Genomic DNA, 14,207 nt, shown 5'->3' with positions numbered 1-14,207 from the left:
TCCATAGTGGTTGAATACTTCTCTTTCCACTTCCACAATCAAATAATTTTGAATGTTTCTTATTTGACTTGCCAACAATGAGAATTGGTATAACTGCTAGCTCCGTCTTTCAGCTATGGCATTAAACAATGACATGCATAAGATCTAATAATATGTATAATTTATAAATAATTTTTGAGGTAAATTGTGAAATTGGGCGTTAATATTGATCACGTTGCAACCCTTCGCAACGCACGTGGAGCTTCTTATCCAGATCCATTAAAAGCAGCAATAATAGCTATTGATGCTGGAGCAGATTTTATCACCGTACACTTACGAGAAGACAGAAGGCATATCAGAGATGAGGATGTATTCAATCTAAAACAAAACATTAGCACTGAGTTGAATCTTGAAATTGCAGCTACGGAAGAAATGCTCAAAATAGCAAAAGAAGTAAAACCCTATTCGATTTGTATAGTACCAGAAAAAAGAGAGGAATTAACAACCGAAGGTGGCTTGGATATCTTGAATATGCACAGTAAACTTTCTGGTATAATAGAGGAAATGCACAGCTTTGACATAAAAGTCTCACTGTTTATCGATCCAAATATTAATCAACTAAAATATCTTGAGAAGCTAGAAAGAAAGCCTGACATAATAGAAATTCACACGGGGGATTACTGTGATAATCCATCAGAAGAAGAATTAAAACTTATTACTAACTCTGCAGAATACATTAATAAGCTAGGAATAGAATGCCACGTAGGGCATGGCATAAATTATAAACATGCTAAAAGAATAAAAGAGATACCTCACATCTCAGCTCTTAATATAGGCCATTCTTTAATCAGTGAGGCTATATTTCATGGTTTACACAGTGTAACTAAAAAGATGAAAATAACTATATCTAAGTAGCTGATACTTTCTTTTTGTCATTTAAAGTACTTAAAAGAGTTTGACTTGCTTTAAACTTTACTCTTTTCTTTTCAGGAACGGTCATAATCTCACCATTTTGAGGATTACGGCATTGTCTTTCCTTACTTATAGCAGTAGAGAATGTCCCTATTCCATGCAAACGTATTTCACCTTTACGATTTAGATCGTCCTTGATTGTTTCCATAAAAATATCATGAATCTTACTCAAACTAGCTTTTGTTATATCTATACCTTGACTAGAGCACTCTTGACTCAGTTGGTTTACTATATCTTCTTTACTCATAAATTACCTTAATATTGAAAAATTACATAAACAGCATATTACGCTAATGCCAATAGTCAACTAAATTCGTCATAAAAAGAGAAAATGTCATGAACCCTTGTAAGAACTTGTATAATATTTACAAAAAAATACCATTATGAAACAATTATCTCTTAGAAAACTGACATTTTTTCCGAGCTTTATGTTGACCATATTTCTTACGCTCAACAACACGTGAATCTCTAGTTAGGAATCCACCCTTACGTAATATAGAGTGTAGATCTTGACTTATACTACTTAAAGCTCTGCTTATTCCATGAGCTAAGGCACCTGCTTGGCCAGATAGTCCTCCACCTTTTACAGTTGCAAACACATCATACCTATCTAACATAGAAGTTACTATGAATGGCGCTTTAATCATTTGACACACTGATTCTCTTTTAAAATAAGAAATTAAATCATCTTTTTTATTAACACTGAATTTTCCACTTCCTGGCTTTATCCATACTCTTGCTACAGATTCTTTCCTTCGACCTGTGGCATATGAACGACCAAGTGAGTCAATCATTGCCTTTTTTGGCTGATCATTATTATTTATTTTCACTCTTTGCTCCATTATTTCTTATTTTTACGATTTAAAGAGGCAAAATCTATTTTTTCAGGTTGCTGTCCTTGATGCTTATGTTCTGAACCAGAATAAACATACAAATTTTCAAACCGTCTACGTGCCATAGGACCATCATCAAGCATTCTTTTTACTGCCATTTTTATCACACGCTCAGGGAATTTGCCATTTAAAATATTATCTGGAGTAGTTTTCTTTAAACCACCAGAATAACCTGTATGCCTGTAATAGATTTTATCTTTAAGTTTCTTTCCGGTAAAATGTACCTTTTCTGCATTGACAATGATTACATTATCACCACAGTCCATATGAGGTGTATATTCAGGTTTATGTTTTCCACGCAATAGCATTGCTACAAATGCTGCAAGCCTTCCTACTACTAACCCTTCTGCATCTATAACAAGCCATTTTTTATCAATTTGTTTCTCTTTTAAGAAAAAAGTTTTCATATATCAATACATAACAGTAGATTATGATATACTAAGTTGCCTGATAGTGTCAACAACATTAGTTATTGATTATTAAAGTAATTTATGCTAATAACTTAAATAACATGCTAGAAAGCAAAATGTTTCGATTGATTATTATATTTGTAATTGCTTTTGGTACCATAGGTTGCTGTGCAATCGATTTGGAAGAAGCTATAAGCAAAGCTATCAAAAACAGCTCAAAAATAAAGTCTCAATTTTACCAATATAAGAGCGCTGAAAAGCAGCTTAAGTCTTCCGGATTGGCTGGGTTTTTACCTGACATTAATTTACAATATAATTTCGATAGTAATTTTAATATTATTAACAATCTACAAAACTCTGGAAAACGTCTAACATTAAGTCAAAGAATAATAGACGGTGGCGGCACTTTTGCTACACTCAGCCGATCAAATCACCTTCTTAAAGCAGCAAAAATTAGATTTCAGCAATCTAAGCAAGAAGTTGCACTCAGCGCTGTGAAAGCATATGTTAATGTTTTACAAAGGGCAGAAATATTAAAACTGAGAGAACATAAAGAGCGTGTTTCTTTAGAGCATTTGTCAGCTATGAAAAAACGCTTTTCCCTTGGAGAAGTTACTAATGCTGAAGTTTTATTCGCAAAAGCAAAATTTTCATCTTCTATATCCAAAAGAGTTGATGCTGAAGGTGAGTTGAAGCTGGCTAATATTGCTTACTATCATTTAATTGGTGAAGATGCCGATAATCTTTATGAGACTAATGGTAAACTACCTTCTATACCAGAATTAAATGAATGTTTACAGTTAGCAAAAACCAATAACTTATCCCTAAAAGCAGCAATTTATAAAAAAAGGGCTGCTGGAATGGAAGTGATTGCTGAAAGTTCCAAATGGCTTCCTTCTTTGAATCTAAGCGCAAGTAAAAATTTTGGAAAGGACAATATAAAATTAGACACGTTACTAGAGAATGCGAGTGTTGTCTTTACTCTTGATATTCCGATCTTTAAAAGAGGAGTTAATACCTTTGGTGTCAGTAGAGCTAAAATGGATGCGAAACAGTCCACTTATGATTATTACGAAGCAGTAAAAAATATAGAACAAGCAGTTATAAATGCTTGGAATAACGTGCTGACAGCAAAAGCTATTATTAAAGCAAGTCAAGAAGCAGAAAAAGCAGCAGCTTTAGCATTGGAAGGAGTTAAGCAAGAAGTAAACTTAAATTTAAAGAGCACAATTGATCTTTTGAATACTGAAGATGAACTATTTAAAGCACGTTCCGATCTAATTCAGGCAAAAAGCAATTATGTAATTAGTGTTTACAACTTGCTTTTTATGATAAATAGTATAAACCTTTAAATTTAATGGTATGAGCGATAATCAATCTGTAAAAGATATACTAGAAGATATAAAAAAAGCTATATCGGGTAAAAATCCAAGTGGCGATAGAGCAGAAATAATAGATGAAGATGATGAAGTATTATGCCTTGAAGAGGAGTACCCAGAAGACATCGAAGAAAAAGAAAATAGTGAAGAAGAGAATAATTGCCAAAGTGAGAAAATGAATAACCTATTTAATAGCCATAGTTACAACTCAGAAGAGAAAAATTTGTACAACGATATACAAATTAATAATAGCAAAGCGAGCCATCAAGTACAAAGTAACGAGCATTTAGTTTTAAAAGAAAATATGGAGGAAATTAAAACATTGCTTGAAAAGATGCAAAGCGAACTACGGCATAAACAACAAAAAAGAGCAGATCTTACTGTTGAAGAATTACTTACATCTCTTTTAAAACCTCAGCTTTCAGAGTGGCTGAATAAATATCTACATGCATTGGTAAAAGAAGTAGTTGAAAAAGAGCTCAAAGATATAATCAATAATAAGTAGGTTATTAGTATAAAGACCAGAGTAAAAACAGCTAGAGGTAGAAAATTATCTTCAACAAGGTGGCTACATCGCCATTTGAATGATCAGTATGTGCAAAAAACCAATAAGGACGGTTATAGATCGCGCTCGGCATATAAGTTAATAGAAATAGACGATAAATTTAAACTACTCCAACAAGGGCAAAAAATTATTGATCTTGGCGCTTTTCCTGGTGGATGGTCACAAGTTGCATCTAAGAAAGGAGCGAATGTGATTGCTGTTGACATAAAACCAATAAATGCAATTAGTGGAGTAGAGTGTATACAGTGTGATATTATCAGCGAACTTGAAATTTTAAGAGAAAAATTCAAGGATCACAAATTTGATGTAATTTTATCTGATATGGCACCAGAATCTTGCGGTTTAAAATCGTTAGATCATATCAGAATTATGCTTTTATGCGAAGCAGCGCTCAATTTTGCAAAGCATTTTTTGAATCATGATGGCAAATTTGTAGTAAAAATTTTTCAAGGAGAGTCTGATAAAGATTTCTGCAATGAGCTAAAAAAAATGTTCAAAACAGTAAGATACTTCAAACCAAAGTCAAGTAGATCTGAATCTACAGAAATGTATTTGGTCAGCTTAGGATTTATTGGTAGCAACTCTTCTATATAGAAGATACTTACAGAAACGTTGACGAATCTTATCCTATTAAACTGAAGATTAATAACGCTCGCACAAAAGCCCCTGTTTCTTATTTAAATATTTATGATAATTAATTAAATCCTTGACTTTATTACTTAAGTATATAATAATTAAAGTATATTATTATTTTTATAGGAGAGTTTGATATGTATTTAGAATTGTTGAAACAGATATTAAGTATAGTAAATCGTGAAAATGATTTGAATGGTAATAACATAGTTGAAAAAATAAAAGAGCAAATAAAAAAAAGAAGCTTATCTACTTATGAAGAATGGAAGGGGGAAAATTTAATATAAATTATGAATTTAGTAAAAATAATGATTATAACAAAAAAGAATTAACATTATTACATACAGCACTTATAGATAATCAAGAAAATGTAGTAAAAGCTCTATTAGCAGTAAAAGGTATAGATGTTAGTTCGCGAGATCTATTTGACAAAACCCCTTTACATGTGGCTATTGAAAAAGGTAACGAAAATATAGTAAACGCTCTATTAGCAGCACAAGGTATAGATGTTAACTTGCGATATAAAAGTGAAAAAACTCCTTTACATTTGGCTGTTGAAAAAGGTAACGAAAATATAGTAAACGCTCTATTAGCAGCACAAGGTATAGATGTTAATTTGCGAGATAAAAGTGAAAAAACTCCGTTATATCTTGCTGCTGAGAAAGGCAAAATTGGGATAGTAGAGGCTATATTAGCTAAGGGGCCTAACGATATTAATTTGCCAGATAAATTTCTTGGACGGACTCCTTTGTACGTTGCTGCTGATGAGAGTCATCACAAGATAGTAAGAGCTCTATTAAAAGCAGGTGCTGATCCTTTAGTAAAAGGTCGTTGTAACAAAAATCTAGCAGAAATGGCTACTGAAGACGCGATTATGAGAGGAATAGTCTGTGGTGTTGGTATATTTATTATTACATCTATTGTAGCTGCTATAGTAGTTACTTCTGCATATTTTATTGGTGTGTCATTATCAGTAGGTGCTATGGCTGGGATAGCTGTGGCTGCTTCTGTACTCACAGGACTTGTTGCTGGTGGTATTATATATGAAGTGTATAAGCCTTGTGATGAGTTAAAGGAGGCTATTGCACAAGCAAAGTCAAGTCCTGGTAATCAGCTAAATGGAGTTGATGTACAATCAGAAGTTTCTTCAGAGTTAGGCGCAACAGTGTAGTTAAGTAGAAGGAAGAAGTCTCTTCTTCCTTTTCAAGTAGCTGACACTGATTTTCATCCAAAATAGTTTCATTCAAGTAGCTGACACTGGTTTCTTGCCAAGAAAAACTTAGCATAACTTTTGTGCTCAAAAAAACTTCTGGATTCCAGCATCAAGTGCTGGAATGACATGGTGAAATATTATTCAAGTAGCCTCTGTCTCAGTGTCCATTTGGTGTCATTCAAGTCAGCTCTCTTCTTGTCATCCCAGTACTGGGATTCAGAAAACTGACCAGATCGGTCACGCGCTGGCTCTCTAAAATTACTTTAGTTATAAATATTAAGAAATTTACTAAATAAAAAAAAGACAAAAAAATTCCCGTGTAACGAGTTTTGACCCTATAATAATGTAAATTGGCGTTGTAATAATATGCTAACGCTTATTTAAAGCGCGATTTGGCTGAATGTAGAAAAAATAAAAAAGACATGGAGCCGCTATGATTTTATGTAATTTGCCAATAAAAATTTTATGTAATTTGCCAATAAACATCTGAATTTTGTCGTTGAGCCCAAAAACAAGGATAAATACCTTTATTAGTATAATAAGAAAAGTGGGAAGGTTTGTCAAGTAATAAAACTAGAGAGCTCAAATGGAAGAAGGTAAACCCTAAAGTGTACGTTCAGTAGCACTTTCTATAAGAGAGATTGTATTATCTATCCCATAAAGCTTGATAAAAGATCCCATTCTTGGACCAGTTTTTTGGCCAAGCAGCGTTTCATATAGCAACTGAAACCAATCGCGTAAGTTATTGTAATTATGTTTTTTTCCGATGGAGAAAACCTGAGATTGAATCTCTTCAGCAGTGGCTGTAATAGGCAGGGAATGTAGGTTGTTCTTTAAATCTAGTAACGCTTCTTTCTCTTTTTCGTTTGAAGCTTTATACGCTTTTGTTGGCTTGATAAAGTCGTGATAATACCTAACTGCAAAATCCGAAAGCCTATCTAGCATTTTGTTGCTTTCTGGTGTAACGTTTGGTGCATAAGTTGATATAAAACCCCAAAGAATCTCTTTATTTTCAGCATTACAAGCTGCTGCCAGGTTTAAAAGTAACGAAAAATTTATGCCTGAAGTTTCTACGTTTGGAACTTTACCCTGGTGGATGTGCCATACAGGGCTATTTACATCCTTTTCTTCACTATCATTATAACGCTTAACAAACTCCAAATATTCATCAGTTGATTTTGGTATCACATCAAAATATAAACGTTTAGCTTTTCTAGGGCTCTGAAAGATGTATAACGCTAAACTCTCTGTGGGTGCGTAAGTTAGCCACTCCTCAATTGAAATACCATTTCCTTTTGATTTTGATATCTTCTTTCCTTCTTTATCAAGAAATAACTCATAGCAAAACAAAAGCGGTGGCTTTTCTCCAAGTATTTTACATATTTGACTTGAAAGCACAGCAGATGGAGTCAAATCCTTTCCATGAGCTTCATAATTAACTCCGAATGCAGCCCATCTCATTCCCCAATCAGGTTTCCATTGCAGTTTACATTTTCCTTTAGTCACTGGAACTTCTATTTTTTCCCCGTTTGGGTCTTCATACGTGATTGTTCCTTTATCTGTATTTGTTTCAATTACTGGAACTTGTAAAACTTGGGAAGTTTTTGGGCATATCGGCAAGAATGGACTGTAAGTCTGCTGCCTTTCTTCCCGAAATGATGGAAGCATTACTTCCATCACTTTATCATAATTTTTCAGCAAGAGTAAAAGTTTTTCATCGTAAACGCCAGATTTATAACACTCTGTAGCACTCCTAAATTCGTATTCAAATCCAAACAAATCAAGAAATTTACACAACAACGAATTCATGTGATGACCATAACTCTCATGAGTGCCAAATGGGTCAGGTATCATGGTTAATGGCTTGTTAAGATTCTCTCTTAGCATTTCCTGATTTGGTACATTATCTGGTATTTTTCGCAAACCATCCATATCGTCGGAAACTGTAATGATTTTGGTTTTTATACTAGGAGCTATTTTTTTTAGAGCGTTTGCAATAACTGTGGTACGAAAAACTTCCCCAAAAGTACCAATATGTGGCAAACCTGAGGGACCATAACCAGTCTCAAATATTATCTCTTTTTTATTAGGGAATTCTTGTAGTATTTTTTCTGCTTCTTGAAATGGCCAGTTTGTCATCGTTAGAGTTAAATTGGTTATCTTACCTAAAGTGCTATTCATTTCAATAGATTTTTAATTAATGATGTAGTATTAGTGTTAGAGCTATTAATTAGAAGATCAAGGGTATGTCCACAGGTAATATACAAACGGATCAATTATTTAAAGGTCTTACAAGACCTGCGATGCTTTTTGGTGTGAGTTATATGTTTGCAATATTAAATGTTCTGATTTGCATGCTAATTTTCATTAATACAAATGATCTTAGAACTTTCTTGATGTTATGTGGGGTACATGGACTTGGTTATATAGCTTCTGCAAAGGAACCGTTGTTTATTGAGTTATTTATGGTAAAGTTGGGAAAATGTTCCAAATGTTTAAATCGGTTTTATCATGGAGCCAATTCTTATGACATTACTTGATGTTATGCAATGTTGAGATTTAGAGCTATTCAATCAAAGAATAAATCTATTCTAAGTAGAGAGGTTCACGCTGCCGAATTTATACCTTATTCTTGCTATTGGAATAGTACAACCTTGATAACAAAGCAGAATTGGTTAGTTAAATTTATAAAATTAAATGGCTTTGCGTTTGAAACGGCCGATGATGAAGACTTGGTGATACAAAATAATATCAGAAATCAGATGCTAAGAAGCATTTCATCTCCAGCATTTAGTTTATATTTCCATACTATCAGGCGTAAGAAAAATATTTTTTCTGATGAATTTGCAAACCAGAGTTTACCAAATTTTTTTGCTAACCATGTAAATCTAAAATGGAGAGAAAAACACGCAACTAGGCAATCTTTTATTAATGATTTATACATTACGATTATTCGTAGGGCAGATACAAAGGGAGTAGAATTTTTATCACATCTACTGAAAAAATTTGGGCATGTAACTTCAAAACATGCTTGGGAAAGTGATATGCGTGATACCTATGAAGATTTAGAGGAAACGACAAATCGTATAGTAACAAGCCTTAGGAATTATTCGCCTAAAGTCCTTGGAGTAAAAGAAACTCCGAACGGGCTGTTTTGTGAAATAATGGAGTTTCTGTCTAGAATTGTAAATTGTGGCTTTGTTACAAATACGCTTTTTCCACTAAAAACTGAAATATCAAGATACTTACCAGTTCATAGGTTATTTTTTGGCCATAAGATGATACAGGTTGTGACTCATAATGAAAGTAAATATGCTGGAATAGTTAGTATCAAAGAATATGGAAATAATACTTCCGCAGGAATGCTTGATTCTTTTTTACAACTTCCTTATGAATTTATTATCACGCAGTCTTTTCAATTTACAAATAGGCAAATGGCAATTGCGAAAATGCAGATACAGCAAAATCGTATGATACAATCTGCAGATAAAGCTATTTCTCAAATAGCAGAAATTTCTCATGCGCTTGATGATGCAATGAGTGGTAAAATTGCGTTTGGTGAACACCATTTAACTATCTTATGTATAGAAAAAAGCCCTAAATCATTGGACAATGCTTTATCATTGGTTGAATCGGAGCTTTCTAATTGTGGTGTTTATCCTGTTCGTGAGAGGGTTAATCTAGAACCAGCATTTTGGGCGCAAATTCCTGGTAATTTTGATTATATAGTAAGAAAAGGTACAATAAGTAGTCTTAATTTGGCCGGTTTTGCATCTCAACATAATTATCCTACTGGTAAAAAATTCAATAACCACTGGGGAGATGCTGTTACAGTTTTTGATACAACATCTGGCACTCCATTTTTCTTCAACTTTCATATAAGGGATGTTGGACATACTATGATAATTGGGCCAACAGGTGCTGGCAAAACTGTTTTAATGAATTTTTTATGTGCTCAAGCAATGAAATTTTCTCCAAGAATATTCTTTTTTGATAAAGATCGCGGTGCAGAAATTTTTTTAAGAGCACTTGGTGGTATCTATACTATAATAGAACCAAGAACTAAGACAAATTTTAATCCTCTGCAACTTGACGATACTCCTGATAATAAAACATTTTTGATGGAATGGATAAAATCTTTAATTTTAGTGTACAACGATAAATTCACTTCAGAAGATATTGCTAGAATTAATGATGCAATTGAGGGAAATTTTAAATTAAAAAAAGAAGACAGATTTTTGAGAAATCTTGTACCATTTTTAGGACTTGCGGGCCCTGATACTCTAGCTGGAGCAATATCTATGTGGCATGATGATGGCTCTCATGCTGCAATATTTGACAATAAAGAAGATTTGCTAGATTTTTCAAAAGCAAGAGTGTTTGGCTTTGAAATGGCTAGCTTGCTAAAAGATCCTATTGCTCTTGGGCCGGTCTTGATTTATTTGTTTCATAGGATTAGTATATCGCTTGATGGCACTCCATCTATTATTGTTCTTGATGAAGCATGGGCGTTAATAGATAATCCAGTTTTTGCACCTAAGATAAAAGACTGGTTGAAAGTGCTGAGAAAGTTAAATGCTTTTGTAGTTTTTGCTACTCAGAGTGTTGAAGATGCAAGTAAAAGTGCTATTAGTGATACGCTTGTACAGCAGACAGCAACACAAATTTTTTTGCCAAATCTGAAAGCTACTAGTGTCTATCGAGATGTTTTTATGTTAACTGAACGTGAGTACATACTGATCAAACACACAGATCCAAGTACTAGATTCTTTTTAGTAAAGCAGGGAGTTAATGCTGTAGTAGCTAGAATAGATCTGAAAGATTTGGATGATGTGGTCAACGTGTTATCTGGACGTGCGGAAAGTGTTCTATTGTTATATGATATACTGAAAGAAGTCGGAGATGATCCAAAGATGTGGTTGCCTGTGTTTTATCAAAAGGTGAAAAATGTTTAAAACTAAACTGTCATTACTGTTAGTTGCGATATTTTTGTTAAATATAGATTTTTTGCTCTCGTATCCAGTGTTTGCAGATACAGTAAGTGGTACTGACAAAACGGAATTTGTTAGCAGATTTAATTCTACTGGTAGCTTTAGCCGCGCCTCTAATCCTGACTGTAAGGAGTTTGAAACATCTGCAGCAGTTGCTGGGCTAGCAATTGCTATTGGTGCAATATCTACTGGTATTGTTTTGATTGTCTCTTCTGCTGGTTTATTTACTGCTCTTGTTATCGTTGGAGTGATAGGTGCAATTGTTGGAGTCTGGAAGGCAGTTGGGGGACTTATTGTTTGTCAGCATAGTTTTGTTAGGCATCCAGTTGCATACGATAATGATGGGAGATATAAAAATTTTAAACTAAAAGATACAGGTTATAGTGGTGATACAGATAAAAATTATCGAACAGAAGATGAATATTTTTCTGCGTTACAGAAAAGATCAGAAAAAGATGGAAAACAAACAGAGAAAGATATTTTAAACTTTACTGATTGGGATGTTGTTAATGTTGATAGGGAACACTACTACTGGCCAAAAAATGGGGTGCAATATAGTGAATACATAGAAGTATGTCATCGCAATCCTTTAACATTTGGCAATCTTTTCAAGACGAATGACTTTAATTTCAGAGGGGAAGATGGATACATAGACTTTGATATCAGAGAGAAAGACACTGGATATGAAAGTGGTTCATGGTCTCCGAAGGTTGATGGCGATCTAGAATGTAAAGTGCTTAAATCTGGACAGAGCGAAACTATACATGGATCAACGTTCAAAGCAGTGAAAAAAATGGGCAGATTATGTGTGGAATTGGCTGAAGTTAGGGCAGCTGGAACTGCTTGGCCGCAAGGAATTGATATAGGATGCACAGAATTGCCACCTTACCCACTTGCTCCTATGTGTGAAAAATCTGTGATGATATTCAAAAATAAAGATGGTACAGGTGAATATAAGGAAGATCTTAATAATTCTAAAAATAAGGACAAAGATTACAAAACTATTATAAGGGAAAAGAAAGGAGAGGGAAAAATTTTTGTAGGTTATGACAATAAAAGCTGTTTTAGCTCGTATGTCTCTGAAGCTTGTTACAATCAAGCGGGAAGTAAGTCATTATCTCCTATTCCTATAACTTCTATGATAGTGCAATGTATTAAGGAGTCGTTAGATAATTTAGTGGCAGGTATTGATTCAAGTGGTAACTTACTTACAGACAAAAATGGACATGCTAAGGGTAGTTTTTTGTCTGTAGCACAAAAAAGACTGAAGAACACTGTTACTGCTATCTTAATTTTAGCTTTGATATTGTTCTCTATAAAAGTTATGTCTGGTGGAGTGCGTAGTCCGCAAGAAATGTACATGTTGATCATTAAATTCGCTTTAGTGATTTACTTTACGACAGGTAGCACTATGTCTCATTATTACGGGGAATTAACAAAACTTTCGAACGGCTTATCAGAAATAGTGATTAAAGCTTCATCTGAGAGTAAAGATATATGTAATTATGAGGAAGGTAAAGATTATGAATACGATCGTGCAGGGCAGAAGGTATCCTACAGTTATCTTGCACCTTGGGATAGGCTTGATTGCAGAATTTTATTTTATTTAGGTGCCCCTTTAGATGGAATTGGTGGCAAAATTGGTACTGGAGGTGTTGCAACTTTAGCGGTTTTGCTTGGCGCTGCTCCTGTCTTGTTAGTTGCAGGTTCGGTGATTGGTATTATTTTCGCTGGTGGACAGATCTTAGTAGCTCTTGTCTGTATATTTATGGCCATTTTGATGATGATGGTTATTTTATGGATGTGCTATGTATTTATCTTATCTTTAGTTGCGCTTAGTGTAATTATCATCTTATCGCCTTTATTCATTCCTATGGTTTTGTTTCAACATACTAAAGGATATTTTGATGGTTGGCTAAAAGAGTTAATTACCTACAGTTTATACCCAGTTATCCTCTTTGCATTTCTATCTTTTATGTTCATAGCATGTGATAAAATCTATTTTAAAAATTTAAATTTTAAACCGGACGAGTTATATAAAAATGAACAACCGGACAAGTCATATGAAAAGAAACAAGCAGAAATCTCATATAGCAAGAAAAAACAGTGGTTTAAATTGCAAGATGGGGAATGTGGTAAAAATCAAACTACTCTCGCATGTATGATGCAAAATTATAGCTTTAAAAAGAGCAGCATACTTGGTCTATTCGACTTTACATACATGGAGTTTGGCAGCTCTCTAATCGGAGAATTATTAAAATTGTGTTTAGTATTATTCCTCTTTTACCACTTTTTAAACGTTCTTCCTGGCATGGCTGCTGAACTTGCTGGTAATCACAGAGCAGCACTTGGTTCAGGTAGCACTCCTGCACAAATGGTGAATAAAGCTTTATCTGCTGCCAAAGCTGCTGCTGGAGGTGCTGGTCAAGTTGCTGCTGCGGCTGTAAATAAGGCAAGAGGGGCTATTGGAGGAGGTGGAGATGATAATAAGGGATCGGGATCTTCTTCTAGTGAAACTATAAAAGGTGGAAAGTGAGAGCAGGTGAGTAACAAATGTTTGAACTTTTGAGCAACCAAAACTTGGGTAAGCTATGCATAAGTCTTGTGATACTCTTTTTATTATCTGGGTGCCATCACTGTATTAAGCCAGAAGATTTATCAGGCTTGCGCGAGAAACTAGATGTAGTGTCGACAGAGCAGAAGTGGGTTGATTCTGGTATCTATATCTCAGATAAAACAAAAGTAACAGAAATTAATATAGTGCAGGACAAGGTTAATTTTTGTTCTAAGCAGTATCAAGATTTTGCAATTCGACCTGGGGAAAATTCTGTGCAGCTGCCATTTGCGCTTAAAGAGGGTGATTCGATAAGCTTTAGTGTCATTGGGAGTAAAATGTGTGAAAACGATAATGGTACGATCACCTATAAAAAAATTGACGAAAGTTGCAGTGAAGGAGAGATTGAGTATTTTGCACATGTTTTAAATCAAAGTGAATGTCAAAAGCATGAGAAAGGATATAAGGATAGAGAAGATCAATGCATGATATGTCCTAATAAGTATATTACAGGTAACGCAGAATGGTTGAATGGAAAAGAGTACTGGGGTCCAAATTTTTCAAAATCGGATCAAGATAAAAGTGAAAAGGAGATTAAAAACATTATTAACTCTATAA

13 protein-coding genes and 1 pseudogene are annotated in these 14,207 nt (G+C 34.1%); 10 read left to right on the top strand and 4 right to left on the bottom strand.

Translation table 11 applies throughout. The features are described from left to right. Positions 1–186: 186 nt before the first annotated feature. Positions 187–894 (top strand): pyridoxine 5'-phosphate synthase, encoded by a 708-nt coding sequence (locus BBB02_RS01645; protein ID WP_127463762.1) that lies wholly within the window; start codon positions 187–189, stop codon positions 892–894. Here the strand turns inward: BBB02_RS01645 and BBB02_RS01640 are convergent. The 3 genes from BBB02_RS01640 to rplM all read right to left on the bottom strand — a co-directional run bounded on the left by BBB02_RS01640 (position 887) and on the right by rplM (position 2,251). Continuing rightward, positions 887–1,198 carry an HU family DNA-binding protein gene (locus tag BBB02_RS01640; protein WP_127463761.1) on the bottom strand — a complete coding sequence of 104 codons (312 nt, stop codon included), beginning with the start codon at positions 1,196–1,198 and terminating at the stop codon, positions 887–889. The two genes, BBB02_RS01645 and BBB02_RS01640, sit on opposite strands and share 8 nt — an antisense overlap. Before the next feature lie 145 nt (positions 1,199–1,343). Beyond that, a complete protein-coding gene (gene rpsI / locus BBB02_RS01635) occupies positions 1,344–1,793 on the bottom strand; it encodes a 30S ribosomal protein S9 (protein ID WP_127463760.1) in 450 nt (149 codons plus the stop codon). Then, entirely contained in the window at positions 1,793–2,251 is a 459-nt protein-coding gene (rplM, locus tag BBB02_RS01630) for a 50S ribosomal protein L13 (RefSeq protein WP_017532138.1), read from the bottom strand. The genes rpsI and rplM overlap by 1 nt, the downstream gene beginning before the upstream one ends. Positions 2,252–2,355: 104 nt before the next feature. On the opposite strand from rplM, the gene BBB02_RS01625 reads away from it, so the two are divergent. From BBB02_RS01625 to BBB02_RS01610, 5 genes are all read left to right on the top strand, one after another. After that, entirely contained in the window at positions 2,356–3,606 is a 1,251-nt protein-coding gene (locus BBB02_RS01625; protein ID WP_179948512.1) for a TolC family protein, read from the top strand. 10 nt (positions 3,607–3,616) lie between these two features. After that, complete coding sequence (locus BBB02_RS01620) at positions 3,617–4,138, top strand: PopZ family protein (RefSeq protein ID WP_127463759.1); 522 nt, start codon at positions 3,617–3,619, stop codon at positions 4,136–4,138. A 75-nt stretch (positions 4,139–4,213) separates the two neighbouring features. Then, the gene (locus tag BBB02_RS01615; protein WP_127463758.1) at positions 4,214–4,792 is read left to right on the top strand and encodes an RlmE family RNA methyltransferase; all 579 of its coding nucleotides are present in this window, start codon (positions 4,214–4,216) and stop codon (positions 4,790–4,792) included. A 176-nt stretch (positions 4,793–4,968) separates the two neighbouring features. Further along, positions 4,969–5,118 (top strand): hypothetical protein, encoded by a 150-nt coding sequence (locus BBB02_RS06095; protein WP_164741537.1) that lies wholly within the window; start codon positions 4,969–4,971, stop codon positions 5,116–5,118. Beyond that, positions 5,094–6,002, top strand: a complete 909-nt coding sequence (locus BBB02_RS01610; RefSeq protein ID WP_127463757.1) for an ankyrin repeat domain-containing protein — start codon at positions 5,094–5,096, stop codon at positions 6,000–6,002. The genes BBB02_RS06095 and BBB02_RS01610 overlap by 25 nt, the downstream gene beginning before the upstream one ends. Before the next feature lie 645 nt (positions 6,003–6,647). Here the strand turns inward: BBB02_RS01610 and BBB02_RS01605 are convergent. Continuing rightward, a complete protein-coding gene (locus BBB02_RS01605; RefSeq protein ID WP_127463756.1) occupies positions 6,648–8,225 on the bottom strand; it encodes a lysine--tRNA ligase in 1,578 nt (525 codons plus the stop codon). A gap of 65 nt (positions 8,226–8,290) precedes the next feature. Between BBB02_RS01605 and BBB02_RS01600 the strand changes: the two genes are divergently transcribed. The 4 genes and pseudogenes from BBB02_RS01600 to BBB02_RS01585 all read left to right on the top strand — a co-directional run. Then, a complete protein-coding gene (locus BBB02_RS01600; protein ID WP_127463755.1) occupies positions 8,291–8,584 on the top strand; it encodes a type IV secretion system protein VirB3 in 294 nt (97 codons plus the stop codon). Between the two features lie 9 nt (positions 8,585–8,593). Beyond that, positions 8,594–10,999, top strand: a complete 2,406-nt coding sequence (locus BBB02_RS01595; protein WP_127463754.1) for a VirB4 family type IV secretion/conjugal transfer ATPase — start codon at positions 8,594–8,596, stop codon at positions 10,997–10,999. Then, positions 10,992–13,571 (top strand): TrbL/VirB6 family protein, encoded by a 2,580-nt coding sequence (locus tag BBB02_RS01590; protein WP_127463753.1) that lies wholly within the window; start codon positions 10,992–10,994, stop codon positions 13,569–13,571. Before BBB02_RS01595 ends, BBB02_RS01590 begins: the two co-directional genes overlap by 8 nt. A 17-nt stretch (positions 13,572–13,588) precedes the next feature. Beyond that, positions 13,589–14,207, top strand: a pseudogene (locus BBB02_RS01585) (type IV secretion system protein); the annotation flags it as partial.

This window comes from Wolbachia endosymbiont of Bemisia tabaci (genome assembly GCF_003999585.1).
Lineage (GTDB): Bacteria > Pseudomonadota > Alphaproteobacteria > Rickettsiales > Anaplasmataceae > Wolbachia.
The sequence above is the reverse complement of the archived record's forward strand: the minus strand, read 5'-3'. Positions and strand labels throughout refer to the sequence as shown.